Annotated in this window: 15 protein-coding genes; 6 read left to right on the forward strand and 9 right to left on the reverse strand. The window is 61.7% G+C overall.

The genetic code is table 11. The annotated features are described in order from the left end of the window. From ACXJMY_RS22505 to ACXJMY_RS22515, 3 genes are all read left to right on the forward strand, one after another. Positions 1–240 (forward strand): glycosyltransferase (locus ACXJMY_RS22505; RefSeq protein WP_456621537.1); only part of this gene is annotated, 240 nt, incomplete at its 5' end. 628 nt (positions 241–868) lie between these two features. After that, entirely contained in the window at positions 869–994 is a 126-nt protein-coding gene (locus tag ACXJMY_RS22510) for a hypothetical protein (RefSeq protein WP_456621538.1), read from the forward strand. Between the two features lie 78 nt (positions 995–1072). After that, entirely contained in the window at positions 1073–1915 is an 843-nt protein-coding gene (locus ACXJMY_RS22515) for an enoyl-CoA hydratase-related protein (RefSeq protein ID WP_456621539.1), read from the forward strand. A gap of 818 nt (positions 1916–2733) precedes the next feature. Here the strand turns inward: ACXJMY_RS22515 and ACXJMY_RS22520 are convergent. Then, positions 2734–4383: an amidohydrolase gene (locus ACXJMY_RS22520; protein WP_456621540.1), complete on the reverse strand. Its 1650-nt coding sequence runs from the start codon at positions 4381–4383 to the stop codon at positions 2734–2736. A gap of 768 nt (positions 4384–5151) precedes the next feature. Here ACXJMY_RS22520 and ACXJMY_RS22525 point away from each other — a divergent pair. Both ACXJMY_RS22525 and ACXJMY_RS22530 read left to right on the forward strand, forming a co-directional pair. Further along, positions 5152–5736, forward strand: coding sequence for a hypothetical protein (locus ACXJMY_RS22525; protein ID WP_456621541.1), 585 nt, complete (start codon positions 5152–5154; stop codon positions 5734–5736). Between the two features lie 215 nt (positions 5737–5951). Then, positions 5952–6734 carry a LuxR C-terminal-related transcriptional regulator gene (locus tag ACXJMY_RS22530; RefSeq protein ID WP_456621542.1) on the forward strand — a complete coding sequence of 261 codons (783 nt, stop codon included), beginning with the start codon at positions 5952–5954 and terminating at the stop codon, positions 6732–6734. A gap of 35 nt (positions 6735–6769) precedes the next feature. On the opposite strand, the gene ACXJMY_RS22535 is transcribed toward ACXJMY_RS22530, so the two are convergent. From ACXJMY_RS22535 to ACXJMY_RS22570, 8 genes are all read right to left on the reverse strand, one after another. Then, positions 6770–8242, reverse strand: coding sequence for an HlyD family type I secretion periplasmic adaptor subunit (locus ACXJMY_RS22535; protein ID WP_456621543.1), 1473 nt, complete (start codon positions 8240–8242; stop codon positions 6770–6772). Then, positions 8239–9975: a type I secretion system permease/ATPase gene (locus tag ACXJMY_RS22540; RefSeq protein ID WP_456621544.1), complete on the reverse strand. Its 1737-nt coding sequence runs from the start codon at positions 9973–9975 to the stop codon at positions 8239–8241. Before ACXJMY_RS22540 ends, ACXJMY_RS22535 begins: the two co-directional genes overlap by 4 nt. A 141-nt stretch (positions 9976–10116) precedes the next feature. Beyond that, positions 10117–10575, reverse strand: coding sequence for a hypothetical protein (locus ACXJMY_RS22545; protein ID WP_456621545.1), 459 nt, complete (start codon positions 10573–10575; stop codon positions 10117–10119). A gap of 266 nt (positions 10576–10841) precedes the next feature. Further along, positions 10842–12293, reverse strand: a complete 1452-nt coding sequence (locus ACXJMY_RS22550; RefSeq protein WP_456621546.1) for a hypothetical protein — start codon at positions 12291–12293, stop codon at positions 10842–10844. Between the two features lie 557 nt (positions 12294–12850). Next, positions 12851–13711 (reverse strand): class I SAM-dependent methyltransferase, encoded by an 861-nt coding sequence (locus ACXJMY_RS22555; protein ID WP_456621547.1) that lies wholly within the window; start codon positions 13709–13711, stop codon positions 12851–12853. A gap of 17 nt (positions 13712–13728) precedes the next feature. Next, positions 13729–14187 carry a nuclear transport factor 2 family protein gene (locus ACXJMY_RS22560; RefSeq protein ID WP_135170401.1) on the reverse strand — a complete coding sequence of 153 codons (459 nt, stop codon included), beginning with the start codon at positions 14185–14187 and terminating at the stop codon, positions 13729–13731. A 144-nt stretch (positions 14188–14331) separates the two neighbouring features. Next, entirely contained in the window at positions 14332–14805 is a 474-nt protein-coding gene (locus ACXJMY_RS22565) for a methyltransferase family protein (protein WP_456621623.1), read from the reverse strand. A gap of 21 nt (positions 14806–14826) precedes the next feature. Then, positions 14827–15723, reverse strand: a complete 897-nt coding sequence (locus ACXJMY_RS22570) for an NAD(P)/FAD-dependent oxidoreductase (protein ID WP_456621548.1) — start codon at positions 15721–15723, stop codon at positions 14827–14829. A gap of 114 nt (positions 15724–15837) precedes the next feature. Between ACXJMY_RS22570 and ACXJMY_RS22575 the strand changes: the two genes are divergently transcribed. Next, complete coding sequence (locus ACXJMY_RS22575) at positions 15838–16521, forward strand: TetR/AcrR family transcriptional regulator (protein WP_456621549.1); 684 nt, start codon at positions 15838–15840, stop codon at positions 16519–16521. Positions 16522–16899: the final 378 nt, after the last annotated feature.

A 16899-nucleotide genomic window follows, 5' to 3' on the forward strand; every position in this document is an offset into this window, starting at 1 on the left:
GTGGTGGAAGCGCTGGCTTGCGGAACGCCGGTCATTGCCTGCAACCGGGGATCGATGCCCGAACTGATCGAGGATGGCGTGACCGGGTTTCTGGTCGACAGTCTCGACGCAGCGGTCGATGCGATAGCTCGCATCGACCAAATCGATCGCGCGGCTTGCCGCGCCGCAGTATCCGCGCGCTTCACGGTAGACCTCATGGCGGATCGATATTTGGACTTGTACCGATCGATCCTGGGTTGAGAGCCGGGGGTGCGATAGTATTACGGTTATTACGGTGACAGTGCATTTAATTCATGAGCCTTCGAACCCGCGAAAGCCGGAGTTCATTGAGTGCACCGTCACCGCAATCCCGACTTCAGACATGCGTGGATGCGGGTGCGGGTCACGCAWCGGTGAGCGTGCCGATTTGCCGTTCGCGCAGCTGTGATTTTCCACTGCGTGTCTTTTCTCAAGCGCATACCTACCTAATCCTTGTCCAAAAAGTTCGAAGGAAACGCTTTCAACAGAGCAGCCGATTCTAGCCAGCGCGAACGCTCCGCACGAAAGCAACAATCGTTCGGAGTACGACTATGATTGGATTCAGGACTGCCATTATTGCAGCGATTATGTCGATTGGCGCGATAAGCTCTGCAAGTGCCCAGTGCCCGACGTGGGCGACTCAAAATCCCGCTTCGTTTCAGGCGCAATATCCCGACAGGGATGTGTTGAACGACTGCGAGTTAACGCCAGCAGGCAGAATGGGCCTCGAACTCCCTGGCGGCGCGGCTCCCTGGTTTGGGCCCAACAGGGCTTATGGGGCAATGCCTGGCGTTGCTCAACACCACAGCTTTCAGCATCGATCGCGGTGAGTATCTGAAGATAAACCCGAATGGTCGGATTCCGGCCCGTCGATCGCGATATCGAGATGTTCGAGGCCGCCGCGATCAAGGCGGCCATTGTGGTTCTCGGTTCGTCGGGGTCGATCTCCGGAGAGGTATTCAAGATGCTCGCTTAAGAAAAATCATCCGCATCAGCAGTGGCCGTTCTTTTTGGGACGGTCGCGTTGCAGGCCCAAAAATCGGGAGACAAGTCGATGACATCACAAACCGACGAAGCCGCGCAGTCCAGGCTTATGGCGGACATTCCGTACGATCAGCAGACGAAGATCACCATCGAGCGCAAAGGCCAAATTGTACTGATTGGCATCAATCGGCCCTACATCGGCAACCGGCTGGATCCGGATGCGACAGAAAGCTTGGCGAGAGCATACTACGAGTACGATCGGGATCCCTCGCTCCGTGCGGCGGTTCTGTTCGGCTATGGCGACCGCTTCTCCAGAGGTGTCGATGTCGACGCCTACAAGGCATTCGCTCAGTCTGGAAAAAAGATGATGGATGGGCCCGGCTTCATCGACCCTCTAGGGCGGACCAAGCCAGCGCTCACGAAGCCTCTGGTTGTCGCGGTGCATGGCGACACCTGGAATATGGCGCACGAGCTCTTCCTTGTAGCGGACATACGCGTAGCGTCGGAAGACACGGAGTTCGGTCAGGATGAGAACACGCACGGCCGTTTTCCCGGAGGCGGCGCAACGGTTCGTTTCCCCAGAGAAGCCGGATGGGGAAATGCCATGCGGTTCATTCTAACAGGCGATCATTGGGGTGCGAAGGAAGCCCTCCGGATGGGAACGGTTCAGGAAGTGGCCCCAAACCGAGATGCGGCTCTCGCGAAGGCTGTCGAGATCGCCAACAAGATCGCCGCATGCGGCCCTCTCGGCATTAAGACGTCCCTGGCCTCCTCCCATATGGCGCTCGAAGACTCTCAGACGGCGCTCGCTAAGCTCGGCGACCAATATCGTGCGCTGCTCACGACCAGGGATTTCCAGGAAGGCCGTGATGCCGAGGCACAAAAGCGTCCACCCGTTTACGAGGGACGGTGACAACAAGGGTTTCGGTGACAGTGCATTTAATTCATGAGCCTTCGAACCCGCGAAGCGGCCGGAGTCATTGAGTGCACTGTCACCGTAATCCCCTGGCGGCGCGGCTCCCTGGCTTGGGCCCAACAGGGCTTATGGGGCAATGCCTGGCGTTGCTCAACACCACAGCTTTCAGCACCGATCGCGGTGAGTATCTGAAGATAAACCCGATTGGTCGGAGTCCGGCCCGTCGATCGCAGTATCGAGATGTTCGAGGCCGCCGGAGTTCTGCAGGCGTGGCGATCCCGGCTTCGACATTCGCTCGGTCTACGGACAGGCAGTCCGGTGACAGTGCACTTAAGTCCTGTCGGAAGCGGCTGGAATCATTGAGTGCAATGTCACGGTAATCCCGGCGTTCGGTCAGGGACGCCCGCGATTTCTCGCGTTAGACGGCGTGCCTGCCGTCTGTAGCGGTTCACCGGCCGCACGGTCCAGCGGCGGGTGCGGCCTGGCGAGTCCGATTGTTCCGGGAGCTGCGTCGTTGCTGACCGCAGGCATGTTGACGCGCTCCATCGTGATCGTAGATGCAACCACAATGGCGACGGCGAGGGCGATAGCACTCAAGACTAAGGTTGTCCGATTCTGGTCTTCCATCGTTAGACCTCCGCGAAACGGCTCCATAGCGCGGGGATAACGCCGGATCGGCGATTTGGTTCTTGCGGTGGCCGGCGATGGGTCGGGTTCGCTCGCGCGCAGCGGTTCGTCCGTCCCCGCTCTCACCTCGTTCAGGCTGCGCCGGACATCACGCTTCGCCCCTCGTTCTCCGCGCGGGCCTCCAGCTCCTATTTTGCGTTTGCGAAAACATCCGCGGCGTAGACGGCCTTGCCGCCCACGACCGTCAGCAGAGACGCCGTGGCGCCAATTTGGTCGACGGGGACGGACATGAAATCACGGTCGAGAATGGCGAAGTCGGCGAGCTTGCCGGTTTCGAGCGTGCCGCGCCGCGTCTCGTCGAAGCTGAACCACGCGCTTCCCACGGTGTAGAGGCGCAAGGCATCTTCGCGGCTGGGTGTTTCGTCCGCCCGGCGCGTCGACAGTCCGCCGACGGTCTTGCCGTCGAGCATCCATTGCAGCGCAACGAACGGATTGTACGATGCGACCCGATGCGCATCCGTGCCGGCTCCGACATGGACGCCGATGCGCAACGCCGTGACGATGGGCGGCATGCTGCGCGCGGCTTCTCCGGCCTGCGCCACCATACGGTCGCCTCCGAGGTACATCGCATCCTGCATGGTCCAGCCGATACCAAGCGCCTTCATCCGCGCCAGAGTTTCGGGCGAGGTGTTGTCGAGATGGGCGATGGACCAGCGCAGCGGCGCGAGCGGCGTCTCCTTGTTGACCTCGTCATAGAGGTCGAGGAGGTGATGGACGGATTTGTCTTCCTGCCAGTGGATGGTGACCGTCAGCCCTTGTTTGGCCGCCCAGCGAATGATCTCGCGGAACTTGTCCTTGGCGGCCGCGTCGGGCGCGTTGTTGTTGTACATGGCGCCGGTGATCCGCTCGCCTAAACCGTTGAACCGCAGCATGTCGTCGCCGAATCCCATCGGCAGGAACGGCGTGAGAGCCTTGTACTCCTCGAATTCCGCGCCGACGTTCTGGGCGAACAGGCTGAAGGCGACCCGCACCGAAAGTGATTTCTCACGCCAGAGCTTTTGCAGGGCGGCGTAGTGGCTGGGATAGATGCTGAAGCCGCCGGGATCCACGATCCCGGTAATTCCAAGACGATTGAGCTCCGTGAAGAACTGCCGGGTTCCGGCGACATTCTCTTCGAAATTCGGCCTCGGCAGGCGATCGAACAGCGCGGAGATGCTGACGATGGAGCCGTTGAACCAGCCCGTGACGTCGCCCGGTGCGGCGCGCTCGGACGTGATACCGGCCGGCAACTGATCCGCGGATATCCCGAGGGCTTGCTGCGCTTTCGGCGTCATCAGCACCGCCGAATAGAACAGCTGGATGTAAGCCGGATTGTCGGGAACGGCCGACATCACCTCGGCCAGCGTCGGCCGCCGCTTCTCCGCAAACTGCAATTCGCTCCAACCACCGGCCACGATGATCCACGACGCCGGGCGTGCTTTGGCCGCCTGGCGCAAGCGTTCCATGGCCTCGGGAATCGTCTTTGCGCCGATCCAGTTGACCTCGGTTGCGTAGGTGAGGCCGGCGCGCACGGCGTGAATGTGGGAATCGATCAATCCCGGAATGATGGTGCGTCCGCCGGCGTCGACGCGGCGCGTCGCGGACCCGATCAGGCCGTCCATGGCATCGTTGCCGCCAACTGCAACGATCTTGCCGTCGCGGACCGCGAGCGCCTGCGCGATCGTCGATGCGGGGTCCAGCGTCACGATCTTTGCGTTCRTGACAATGAGGTCGGCCTTTTGTGCGCAAGCCAAAGTGGCCCAGCACGAGATCACCAAAATCGCCAGAAGCTTGCGCATGTTCAGTCCTGAAATGAGAGAGGCAGGAGCTAGAAAGGCAGGAGTGAGAGAGGCAGGAGCGGTGCCACACATCCGCCGCTGGATGCGCCCGCGGGTGGCGCAACGGTAGTGTCGCGATCTTGAGCAAGTCTGGCTCCAACAAAATCAGCTGGTCCACCGGAAAATTCGGTACCGGCTCAAGTAATCGATTTTGCAGCCCGCCTTCGCCCGTTGGGCTTCGGCGCGGCAGCCTTCGCCCGCTTCGCTTGCCATTTGTGGCTCTGGCTTGCCTAGCCGAAGCTCGCGAAGCGAGCGAAGGCTGGTGGGCCCGGCAGGACTCGAACCTGCAACCAGACCGTTATGAGCGGTGGAATATTGGTCAGCTTCGTCGATCTTCCTGCGTCTTTGTTCGAGTCCAAGTGCTCTCGTTCCGCTTCGTTCACGCCGTTTCTGGTGCGAAACTGGTGCGGTGCTCCGAAACTTGCCTGAAGGCCCTAAGTCGGCAATCGGCGATCGGCAGCGTTGGGTGGCGCAAACCTTCGGACGAACTCGCAGGTTGCAGAACGGTCCAAGAGCGGACCAAATCGGCCATGATTGCTTTCACGATTGGCCTTTTGCGGTCATCTCGGCACGGCTCTGAAGCCCGATCTCATCCGCCCATCCAGGCATGGGCCGGACAACGGCGCGCGCTTAATGGGCGCTTAATGCTTTTGCGCAACAGATAGATCACCAGCGCGGAATTAGTCCTAGTTACGAAGTGCGAGCCGAGCTCCCGAGGAGGGGAATCGGATGGGACTGCTTTTTGTCGGAGTGCTGGCAGGAATCCTGGTCGGCTTTGGCTGGTTCGCGCCTTCCCGGGGGTATTTCCTCGGGTGCGCGTCACGCCCCTGTTTCGAAAGGGTCGCTGTCGCCCAACCCGCGCAGCCAATGCCGACGGCGTTGGCGCAAGAGCCTGCGGTTGTCAGATCGAATTCCGCAACGTCGGCAAGGTCCGGCAAGACATCAACTCCGAAGAAACGGGGATCGACCGATCTTGCCAAAGCGGCGTCCCCGCGGACGACGATCAGCGTCCCGGCACCCGAACGGACCGCGGAAATGTCGGATCCTGCTCTGGACAAGGCGAAGGTTGCGATCGCGACGCAGATGGGGGATCCGGAAACGGTCGAATTCAGCGACGTGAAGCGCGCAATGCGAAAGAACATACTTGGACGCCGCGTGGATACGATTTGCGGGCGCGTGAAAGGAAGAAGCGCGTCAGGCGGCGAGGCTGGAGAGAGGCCGTTTCTGTATCTCGTGAAGGAGGATGAAGCATATGTCGTCGACGGCAAGTCAGGGTCGGCGGCCTCAACGGCGTATCGAAATATCTGCAATTAGGGGATGCGTCGACTGCGCCACCGCGCGGTACACGCCCCAAATGATTTGAGCGGAAAGAATTTCCACCCAGGTGTCAAGTGATCCCGCAGTGGATGCGGCACTAACGGCGGCACTGCGCCGCTCTCGTGATGATGCATTCGGGATGAATGCAGCAGCACGGGAGACGCAATACGGAATGGGAATATCGCGGAAGTTCTTTTCATCTCGAGGACATCATGCACGACATAACCAACACTTCAAAACGGCTCAATGAATCGCTTCATTTGCCGGTTCTGGTGATCATCGAGCCGCTCCTGTTGCCTCGTACATGCATTCTGCACGTCCTCAGGAGGGAGTTGGACCAACTTGAGATCCTCGACATGGCAACGGTCCAAGGCCTGGACTGCACGTCAGCCCGCGATGTTCGTCTGGTGATGCTGAGTATCGCGGACAAGCCCATCGGCGATCCCTCGGTTGAGGACGATCTCGCCTTCGTTGCGGTGTGTTGTCCCAACGCGGCCACTGTGGTCCTGTCAAACCATGACGACGAGCCGACCGTGCAGGCCGCGATGCAGCGGGGCGTGCGCGGCTTTCTTTCCACCTCGCTACCGATCGAGATCGCCATAGCTGGCCTGCGCCTTGTTCTTGTCGGCGGCGCCTACAGGCCGTTGCCCGTGGCCGGGATGAACAGGATACCGGATTTCGAGCCGCCGGATGCGCGTGGGCTAGCGCCCGCATATCTGATGAACGAGGGAGCCAGATTGGCTATCGACAGGAGCGTGACCGATCTCACGCCTCGTGAGCAACAGGTTCTGGCGGAACTGGAGCTCGGCTTACCCAACAAGCTGATCGCCGCCAAATTGGGCCTCTCGGAAAGCACTGTCAAAATGCACATTCAGCATATCATGAGGAAGTGTGCTGCGCACAATCGCACGGAAGCCGTCCTCCGCTGGCGCGGCCGGTTGCCCGCGCAGAGTCGCGATCACGACCCCGGCGCGGCTCTAATGCCGGAGACCTGAAGCGTGATGACGATTCATCCCGATCTCATCGCGCTTTAGTCCTCTCTGAATGCACCACGGAAGCTGTCGAGCAGCGGCCTGAGCGCGTAGAGAGCCACGGTGCCGCGCCCCGTCGTGATGAACACTTGAACCGGCATGCCGGGGACGATCTGGATGTCGTTTGCCGCGATCTGCCCGTCGTCGATCCGGATCCTGGTCGCGTAGTATGGCTGGTCGGTACGCTTGTCGAGGAGCCGGTCTGCGGATACGTGCACGACGGTTCCCTTCAGGCGAGGCACGCGACGCTGATTGTACGGTATGAGGTGAACCTCGGCACTGAGGCCGGGATGAACCACATCGATGTCCTCGGGCCTCAGGCGCGCGGTCACGATGAGACGGTCCTGCCGGGGCACCATGTCCATGAGCGGAGCACCCGCTCCGATGACGCCGCCGGCTGTATGAATCCGCAAATCGGTTATCACACCGTCCTCGGGCGCCTTGACCTCCGTTCGCGATAGCTGATCCCTGGCCGCAAGCAACCGCTCGCGGAGCTGGAATATCTGGCTCTGTGCTTCACGAAGCGACTGTGCGATCTCGTTCTGCCTCTCGCTCTCGAGCTTGAACAATGTGGCCTGCTGTTCGCTGATGACCTGCCCGGCGCGGGAAATCTGCGCGGCGATCTCGCCGCGGCGGCCTTCAACGTCGGCCAGCTCCCGCTGCAGGTTCAGAAGCCGCGGCCGCCGTTCGAGTCCCTTGTTGACGAGGGTCGCGACCATATCCAGTTCCTCCCGAACGATGTCGACCCGCTGCCCGGTGGCGGTTTCCTGAGCCTTGAGGCCTTCGATCTCCTTCTCGACCTGACGCCTTCGTTCGCGAATGACCGCAAGCTGCGACTCGTGAACCTGCAGGCGTGCCCGAAAAATGAACTGCTGCGCCGACACTGCAGCGGCGGCCACTCCGTTCTGCCTGCTGTCCTGTTCCAGCGCGTCCGGAATTGCGATCTTCTCGAATCTCTGCTGCTCGGCTTGAAGCCGTGCGGCACGAGCAGCTGCGTCCCAAAATTGGCCTTGGAGGCTTTGCATCTCCGAGCCGGCCCGGGTGTCGTCCAGCACGATCAGCGTTTGGCCGCTTCGCACGATATCGCCATCCGAAACCAGGATCTTCCTGACGATACCGCCTTCCAGATGCTGGATCGTCTTGCGGCTCGATTCCGATTCCACGACGCCAGACGCGATCGCGGCGCTCTCGAGCGGCGCGAGGCTCGCCCATGTACCGAGCCCCAGCATGAAGCAGAGCACCAGCAGATTGCCCGCGACGGTGATGCCGCGAAGCCTTCCGCGCGGAGAGGTCGGCGTGGGCGTCGAACACCATGGAAACTCTAGAGGTTCGAAATCGTCGATTGCGGTCACCACGACGCCAAATCGCCGGGCGGGCGGGGGGCTTGCCGGCGCTCGCATGAGCTGGTCCCAGATCATGGGAAGCCTCGAGACGGCGGGAATCTTCCAGATGGTGAGAGAGTTCCAGATCATGGCGCAATCTGCGAAGTAACCTGGGGTCGGCTCAGGTGCCGTTCAAAGATGTCCTCGCTGTCGCCGAACGCGGCGACCGCACCGTCCTCCATGATGGCAATCTTGTCCGTGGCGGCGAGAAGACCCATCCGGTGAGTGACGACGACAAGGATGACGCCTGCGAGCTTCATGCGCGCGATGGCATCCAGGAGCATTCGCTCGCCCCCGTAGTCGAGGCTGGCGTTGGGCTCGTCGAGAACGATGAGACGTGGACTGCCGAAAAAGGCGCGGGCAAGACCGAGGCGCTGCCGATACCCGCGCGAGAAGGTCGCTTCGCTCTGAACCACCGTGTCGTAACCCAGCGGCAGGCGCATGATCGCCCCATGGATACCGGCGAGCTTGGCCGCTTCGATGACCTTCCGCCGGTCGGCATCTTCAAGGCGTGCGATGATGTCGTTGATGGTGTCGCCGAGCAGGTTGATGTCCTGGGGGAGATATCCGAGGCGGTCGCCGTTTCGGCCCTCGCGAAGCAGCGAGACGTCGGTATTGTCGAGGACGACACGGCCATGCGTTGGCATCGACAGCCCGGCGATCACCTGGCCGAGCAAGGACTTGCCCGACCCGGACGGACCGATGATGCCAAGGCATTCTCCGGGCATGAGGCTGAACGAGACGCCGTTCAGGAGAAGATGGTTGGTCCCCGCAAGCCTCACGCCAACATTGTCGACGACGAGGCCGCTTTGCGCCTGCAGCGGAGAAACCTCCGCGCTCTGCTGCCGGGCGACGGGGAATGCGGCGAGAAGTGCGCCGAGCCGTTGACAGGCGCTCACGGCCGTCACGAGTGATTTCCAGCCTGCGACCGCACTTTCGACCGGCGCCAGCGCCCGGCTGAACATAAGCGTGGCAGCAAAGATGATTGCCGGACTCTTCCCGTGATCGAGGACGAGCCACGCGGCGGCCCCCATGATCAGGACCTGCGACAGCGCGCGAACCGGCTTGGCGGCCAGTGAGACGATCTCGCCTCGCCGAAGTGCCACATCGTGCTCTCTGCGCGCGTGCTGCGCGTCACGGTGGATCATGCGCGCAGCGTTGTCGAGCATTCCCATGGCGCGGATCATGTGGATGTTGCTCGCTGCAGTCTGGAGGCGGCCGCAGCTTCTGGACAGCGCGGCGCCGGATCTGAGCAGAACGTCTTCCGTGACCAGCTCTCCGGCAACCGTGAGCGCGAACAGGAAGGCGACGCAGCAGGCGCCCACCACGCCAAGCAGGGGATGGATCAGAAACAGGACAAGGAGGAACAAGGGCGCCCAGAGCGCGTCGAACAGCATCGTACATGCGCCGGACTCGACGAACTGGCGCAGCACGGTGAGATCCCGATATGCGCCCGACGCCTGCGTCCAATCGCTGCGAAGCGCCGATTCGAGGCCGGCCGAGAGCACGCAAGGACGAAGTCGATCGTCGAGCCAGGCGCCAAGGCGTCCAAGGACAGCGCGCCGCAATGCATCGAACACGCCGCCGACGACCACCGTGATCGCGACAATGAGCGTGAGCAGGAGCAAAGTGTCGCCGCTCCGGCTCGACAACACCCGGTCGTAGATCTGAAGAAGATAGATGGAGGGCGCAAACAGAAGCAGGTTGTAGCTGCAGCTATACGCGAATACGAGACCGAGCGGTCCCGCGCAGGACCGGAGGGCCGCGTGCAGTGGCGTCCCGATCTGCGGCAGGATGGGGAGCCGAATGGGCGGCATCAGCATGATCGTCACCGCCTGAAATCGAGGTCCGGCGCACATGACCGATGGCCAAAATCATCTGCCAGCGGTATCGGCGGGGTATCGGTTCGAACGTCAGGACCGGTGGCGGCGGCCACCGGTCCTGCCAGCCGGACGAGCCGGTGGTCAGAACGCATCGAGATGGAAGCTCACCTCTCCGCCCAGCGCGGCGTTGCCGTCTCCGCCATTGCCGCCGATGCCGGCAACGACCTCCTGGTGCTGGTCGACCGAGACCTTGTTGATCTGGGTCGCATCCGTATTGGCGTAGACCTTGGAGGTATCGTAACCGCTGTAGGATTTCTGGCTTCCGTTCGACTCGGCGTCTCCGCCATGGGCCTTCGAGAACACCGAGGCCTTCGCGTTGGCGCCGCCGGCATCCCAATCTGCCGTCTGCTTGACGTGATCGCCGGTGCTCACGTGCACGTCGGCACCTTCCGCCTTGTTGGTTGGATCGAAGTTGAGCGTCGGCTTGCTGATGATGGCTCCCTTGAAGGTGCCGTCGCCGCCATTTCCGACGCTTTGACCACCGGTGTTGATCGATTTGAATTCGATCGAGTCCGAGATGTGGATCGCTTTGGGCAACATTTGGGGCCTCCCTGTTTCTGTTGGCTTTCGTGCATCATCCATCCCGATCAGGCGGACGCGCGCGGCAAGTCTGATCCGCCCACGCGCGATGGCGATAGATGTCAAATCGGACACCATCCGGTTTGGCGGGCCTACGTACGAAAGTACGACATTCGTCGCGCAACACCGGAGCTCGAAACATCCGGGAGGGCCCGCAGGGCGAGCTTGCATGCGCGGAGTGTCGACGCAGCTCGTAATCGGGCTTGTGCGAGCGGCGCGATGTTCCGCTATCCCAACAGGTGAAGATCCGACAGAAGATGGGCCGAAAGATCGCCACCCAGCGCGAGATTGCCGTTGCCGCCGTCCCCGCCAACACCGGCGATCTGGATCGCGCTCTGGTCGATGTGCACGTTGTTGACCTGGTCGGCTACGGCCGTCGAATGGGGACCTGCAATTGCGATATTGATGGGTGCATAGATCGCGACGCTGACATCGATCAGGCTGCCGGCAAAATATCCGTTGCCGCCATTGCCTGCGCCGTTCGAACCGGTCGCGATCGCATCGGAGCCGCCCCACAGGCCATGGGAAAGAAGGCTTGCATGGCCGCCCGCCGCGGCGTTGGCGTTGCCGCCGTGCCCGCCAATGCCGGCGATCTGAATGATGGATTGATCCACGTAGGCGTCATTGGTCTGGACCGAATGAACGTTGGAGCCATAGCCCGCGACTGCGATGTTGATCGGGTCGTACACCACGACGGAGGAATGGACGAGCCCGCCGTAGAACGCGCCGTCGCCGCCATTGCCAGCCTGGCTTCCGCCGGTTTGAACGTCCGGGACGCCCCCTCCGTTGCTTGATCCCCAGCTGGGGTCGAGCGTCATGACGCTGCCGCCGGCGGCCACGTTGCCATTTCCGCCACTTCCGCCGACGCCCGCGATCTGAGTGGCCGACTGATCGATGTCCACCGTGTTCGATTGACTTGCATGCGCAGAGCCGCCCGAGGCCGCCACCGCTATATTGATCGGATGATAGATCACCACGGGAGCGTCCACGATCGCACCCGAGAAATAGCCGCTGCCGCCGTTTCCGGCGCCGTTGTCGCCGCTCGCGATCACGCCGGCGGTCAAGGAAGTACTGATGCTGCCTCCCGATGCAATGTTGTCATTGCCGCCATGGCCGCCGACGCCGGCCATCTGAAAGGCGGATTGATCGACATTCAAATTGTTGGACTGGTTGGCCAGGGCGACCGAGCCGTATCCCAGGCTCACCGAGATGTTGATCGGTTCATAGATCAACAGGGACGCGTGAATGATACTTCCGTAAAAGTAGCCGTCTCCGCCGTTCCCGGCCGTGTTCGCTCCGCTCTCGACCTTAGCAATGCCCATCCCGGGATGTGATGCGCCGGAAGCGGGCGTGGTGGACGAAACATCCAGGCTCGCCGCAGCGTGGTTGCCGACGTGGCCGCCCGTGTCGACCCCCGATATGGGATGTTTGGATTGAATCGGGTCGGAGTCATGATGCTGGGTATTCGCGCTCGCGGAGTGCGCTTCAGTTCCTGCAGATTGACCTACCAATTGACCTGCAAACGGGCCGGGACCATGGACCTGGGCGCCACCGCCGACCGCCTCGGTCAGGAACGGGGCGCCCGGTGTCGGACCCGCTTCGTCGTCACCATCGTACCCATCGTGCCGATGAGAGGCGTGATGCAGCCGGATCCCATCCGACATCCGCGAAAAATCCATCGTAGCCTCCCTCATCGCAATCGCTCCACGCAATCGGACGGGTTCTGCACTCCAGACAGAATGTCATCCCGGGAAGGTCGAAAGCCCAGTCGTCAGTTCGGATATAGCGCTTCGTCTGGCAGCCGTAACATCGGCTACATCCGTTCGGGTACAGCCCCTGTGTGGGGACACTTTGAAAACGACTCGGCTAAGTGCTTGAGTTTGCTGATTCCTGCATTTTGAAAACGACTCGATCTTGACCTTAAGAACGATTCGATCAGCGGTGCTTTCGTTTTGAAAACGACTCGATCCTGCAAGTCGTTCGAGACGCTGCGGAATTCGCCCCGTTTTTTGTGTCGGCGGGCGCTCGGTCCGGCAGCTTCGGCTTAGTCGCGATAGTCCTGGTTCAGGACGAAGTTGAAAGCCGTATTCGCACGATGTTGCCGGCGATCGCTCGATCGAATTCACTCCGGCTCGCCAGGGTCAACCGAAGGCGCGTCAGGGCTACTCATCTGGCCCCGCTGACCGGCCAAAGACGGCCCCCTCCATCGAGGGGGCGTCTCCCCTGCTAATCCCTGTCAGCTTGCCGGATTGCGCGCCGTGACGATCCACGTCGCTCTGTCGATCATCACCGACCGCTCGCCGGGGCGGCCCGCGAAGGCGGCACGAACCGCGGCCGATGCGCGGGCCCGGATGTCGTCGGGCTGATCAGCGAGCACGCGCGACAGCGGGCCGACCTCGAACGTCATCTTCACCGCGTCGTCGATCGCCGCGTCCCGCGTCGCGCCCTCGCCAAACGGGATGGAAGCATCGAAGGGCGCGAGAGCGATATCGGTGAAGCCGGCCGCCGTCAGGATACGAGCCACCCGCCCCCGGTCGCCGAACGAGAATGGGCCGGGCGCTTCGGGATCGGGCGGCGCCGTCGGCGGGACGATGCCTTTGATCGCGTCCATCGGCAGGCGCACCCAATCGTTCTCGGCCATGCCGCGCCAGCAGACGAAAGCGACCCGCCCGCCCGGCTTGAGCGCACGGCGCATATGAGCGAACGCCGCCGTAGGATCGTCGAAGAACATCACCCCGAAACGCGAGAACAGGATGTCGAACGCGGCCTCGGGCAGCTCGGCGCTGCCAGCGTCGGCCACCCGGAACTGGACCGGCGTATCCTGCGGCGCAAGCGCGCGCGCTCGGCCGATCAGCGCTTCGGATATGTCCACGCCCAGCACTTGGCCCCCCGCGCCGACGCGGGCCGCCAGAGCCAGACTCGACGCGCCCGCGCCGCAGCCGATGTCCAGCACGCGTTCGCCCGTGGCGGGTGCGGCGGCTTCGATCGCGGCCTGGCCGAACACCGCCGCCATGGCATCGAGCCGGGCCTGGTTAGCGACCCAGCGCTCCCCGCTTTGGCCATTCCAGTCGGCGACCTGATAAGCTGATGGCGGCATCACACGAATGATCCGCGTTAGCTCACGATTGGTCCAGCCGCAGCTTCATCCAAACCGGCACGAGCTTGGATAGCGAGGCTTCGTTCTGCAGCCTGCGAGTCGAAGTATTCCTCAATCGAATAAACCTTGCCCCATCGCAACTTGAAGACGTGGACGCCCCTGTTCACATACGAGCTTTGGCCGTCAAGTAGCCTCGCGTTGGCCCGCCACTTGACGAACACTGTGGTATTCCATGGCCAACCCGTCACCTCGACCTGCTCAATATCTATGTGAAGCTTCGGGAAAACACGGCCCATGCGCTCGAACCACTGCTTCACCGATTGCTTTCCATGTCGCTCACCCCCCAACGCATGATCTCCGGCAACCCAGTGATACGCGTTTGGTGTTAGGCCCTTTGCAGCATCATCCCAACGCTGGTTGTTGACATGATCGAAGCTCCTGCGGATCTCTTTTTTGACAATTAGACTGTAGACCATTGATGCACCCTGTTGTTGGATGGCCGACGGCTCTGCAAGACGGATGGATACTTTCCAGATACTGAAAGCTGCTCCGGGTAACGACGGCGATCCGTTGGGAAAGCTGGCTGACGGGCGGCCACGCAGACGGCAGCGGCGCAATAGTCAGAGCCAGCGGCGAACCTCGGCCTTGTAGCGGCGGTAGTCGTCGCCGAACTTCGCTTCGAGATAGCGCTCCTCGCGGGCGATCACCTGCGTCTGGATCGCGATCAGCACCAACGGGAGCAAGGCGAAGGCGATCGGCCCGTCGAAGCCGATCGCAAGGCCGGCATAGATAAGCGCCATGCCAAGATACATGGGATTGCGGGTCCACCGATAAGGGCCGGTCGTTGCGATGAGGGTCGTTGGCTGCGACGGCGGAACGTTGGTGCCCAGCCGCTGGAACAGCCACGCCGCCGCAAGCATCATCGCCGCGCCGGCAACGAAGAGCAGCGCGCCCGTCGCAACCAGCAACCACCAGTGGATGCCGAACGAGCGCAGAATGACGAACCGCTCCGCCGCCAGCCCCAACAGCAGCGCTCCCAGATAGACGAAGGGCGGAGGGAAGCGCACACCCGCGCTGTCCGGTTCGACGCCCATGCTCATCCTGCATCTGTGCTCTCAAACCACCATCGACTGCTGGGCGAAGATACCCGCCATCGCGCCGTGCGATGATGCCAGGGTGACCGATGGCGGCGTGATGGGGTTGGCGAGGTCGCCGGCGGCGTAGATGCCGGGCATGCTGGTTTCGCGGCGCTCGTCGACCTTGAGGATGATGCCGAGGGGTGTTTTGACCGTGGCGAGGCCCAGTGATTCATGCAGGCTTGCGGACGGCTTGTTGCGCGGATGCACGAACAGGATGTCGACCGCGACATCGGGGCCGGTATCGAGCTTGACGGTGGCGTTATGGGCCCCGCGTTGGGCGATCCCAGTGATCCGGCCATCGACGACGGGTATGTTGCGTCGCGCCAGATCGGCCCGGATATCGGGCGGAATGTCGTGACCATCGGCGAAGAGTGTCAACTTATCGGTCCAATCGCGGAACAGCCTGACCTGATTGTGCGACTGCGGGCCGGACCAGACGAGGCCCCAATGCTGGCCGGCGACTTCAAAGCCGTCGCAATAGGGGCAGGGCACGATGGACGTGCCCCAGCCTTCGGTAAAGCCCGGAACATCAGGCATCTGGTCGGTGATGCCATAGCTCAGGATCAGACGACGCGCCCCAAAGCTTTCGCCATCGGAAGTGAGGACGGTGAAATCGTCGACGGTGCCGGAGACGCTGTCGGCCCGGGCACTGACCAGCTTGATCGTGGGATAACGCGCCAGCTGCTGCCGCGCCTCGGCCAGGATGTCCAGCGGTGGCTTGTGATCATGGCCGAGCAGACCATGCGAGTGGCCGGCGAAGCGGTTGCGCGGCAGGCCGGTATCGAGAACGGTGACCTTGCGACGGGCACGGCCGAGCTGCAGGGCGCCGGCGAGACCGGCAAAGCTGCCGCCGATGATGATGACGTCATCCATGGTGATGGGCTCCGTTTGGAGGACAGGTTGAACCTACCCATTGGCTTGCACATTTCAGATACTTTATGGTATCGTAATGCAAGAATTAGAATACTGTCAAGTACTGGAATTGTCGTGAGCGAAAACAACCAGGGCCGGCGCGGCCGGCCCGTCAACGAGGCGCTTGGCCAAACGATCGTCGACGCCGCGCGCGAGCTCTTTGTGGAGTTGGGTTTTCAAGCGACGACATTGGACAAGGTCGCCCAGCGGGCGAAGATATCCAAGCTCAGCATCTATCGGCACTTCGAGAACAAGGAGGCGCTGTTCAGCGCGGCCATGGCGGCCGGCTGCCATCAGTTGTTTGCACCACAGGCCCTTCTTGAAGGCGTCGACGGTTCGGTCGAAGATCAGCTCATGGCGGTGGGATCATTACTGCTTCGCACGCTGTTGAGATCAGACGTCCGCAGTGTCGAAGCCATGGTCATGGCCGACAAGACGAGTCAAAACTCGTTAAGCAAGCTCCATTTCGAAGCCGGCCCCGCCTATGTCATCGCCCAAATCGAGGCCCTCTTGCGTCAGTTGCACGCGAAGGCGGTTCTGAACGTGCCCGATCCTCTCCGGTCCGCCCGCTTGTTTGCCGCGCTTTTCAAAGGATCTGATCTCCTGATTATCGCACGCTTCGATGAGGCGAGAGCAGAGGACGACAACGAAATCGAATCCTATTGCCGGTCGGCCGTCGCCATGTTCATCGCCGCGCACGGCGGCAACGACCACGCGGGCGGATATTTGCCTGCCCCAAGGTCAAAAAACAAAATTTGAATCGTGCGTGACCGATGTTGTCAAAATAACCGAGACCGGTTTGAAAATCATGGAGGCTGAAGAGCTTTCGATTGGCGACAAGATCGCGGAAAAATACGCTTGTTGAACTATCGGTTGCGATACCAGTCCGCACGATGATTCCTGCGCGCCCACCCGCTCTTGTCAGTTGGGAAGAAAAGGGGCGTCCGGTCAATCGGCGGGGCACCCATCTTCCTTGGAGATGCAGCGGACAGCCCTCGAYGAGAAAAGACCCCCCTCACTTTTTTCGGGGCGCAAAATTCTGCGAAAAAAATCGAGGAAAAATTTGACAGGCGTTTCAGGGAGATCTGAGATCGAGTCGTTTTTCAAAACGAAATCGAGTCGTTCTTAAAGCGGAAA

This window comes from Bradyrhizobium sp. P5_C12 (assembly GCF_054049735.1).

Excerpts from the sequence above, each read along its gene's own strand:
- ACXJMY_RS22535 (WP_456621543.1), bottom strand. The coding sequence starts at position 8,242 with ATGATCTGGAACTCTCTCACCATCTGGAAGATTCCCGCCGTCTCGAGG.
- ACXJMY_RS22530 (WP_456621542.1), top strand. The coding sequence starts at position 5,952 with ATGCACGACATAACCAACACTTCAAAACGGCTCAATGAATCGCTTCAT.
- ACXJMY_RS22550 (WP_456621546.1), bottom strand. The coding sequence starts at position 12,293 with ATGGATTTTTCGCGGATGTCGGATGGGATCCGGCTGCATCACGCCTCT.
- ACXJMY_RS22560 (WP_135170401.1), bottom strand. The coding sequence starts at position 14,187 with ATGGTCTACAGTCTAATTGTCAAAAAAGAGATCCGCAGGAGCTTCGAT.
- ACXJMY_RS22510 (WP_456621538.1), top strand. The coding sequence starts at position 869 with ATGGTCGGATTCCGGCCCGTCGATCGCGATATCGAGATGTTCGAGGCC.
- ACXJMY_RS22545 (WP_456621545.1), bottom strand. The coding sequence starts at position 10,575 with ATGTTGCCCAAAGCGATCCACATCTCGGACTCGATCGAATTCAAATCG.
- ACXJMY_RS22515 (WP_456621539.1), top strand. The coding sequence starts at position 1,073 with ATGACATCACAAACCGACGAAGCCGCGCAGTCCAGGCTTATGGCGGAC.
- ACXJMY_RS22565 (WP_456621623.1), bottom strand. The coding sequence starts at position 14,805 with ATGGGCGTCGAACCGGACAGCGCGGGTGTGCGCTTCCCTCCGCCCTTC.
- ACXJMY_RS22570 (WP_456621548.1), bottom strand. The coding sequence starts at position 15,723 with ATGGATGACGTCATCATCATCGGCGGCAGCTTTGCCGGTCTCGCCGGC.
- ACXJMY_RS22540 (WP_456621544.1), bottom strand. The coding sequence starts at position 9,975 with ATGCTGATGCCGCCCATTCGGCTCCCCATCCTGCCGCAGATCGGGACG.
- ACXJMY_RS22555 (WP_456621547.1), bottom strand. The coding sequence starts at position 13,711 with ATGCCGCCATCAGCTTATCAGGTCGCCGACTGGAATGGCCAAAGCGGG.
- ACXJMY_RS22525 (WP_456621541.1), top strand. The coding sequence starts at position 5,152 with ATGGGACTGCTTTTTGTCGGAGTGCTGGCAGGAATCCTGGTCGGCTTT.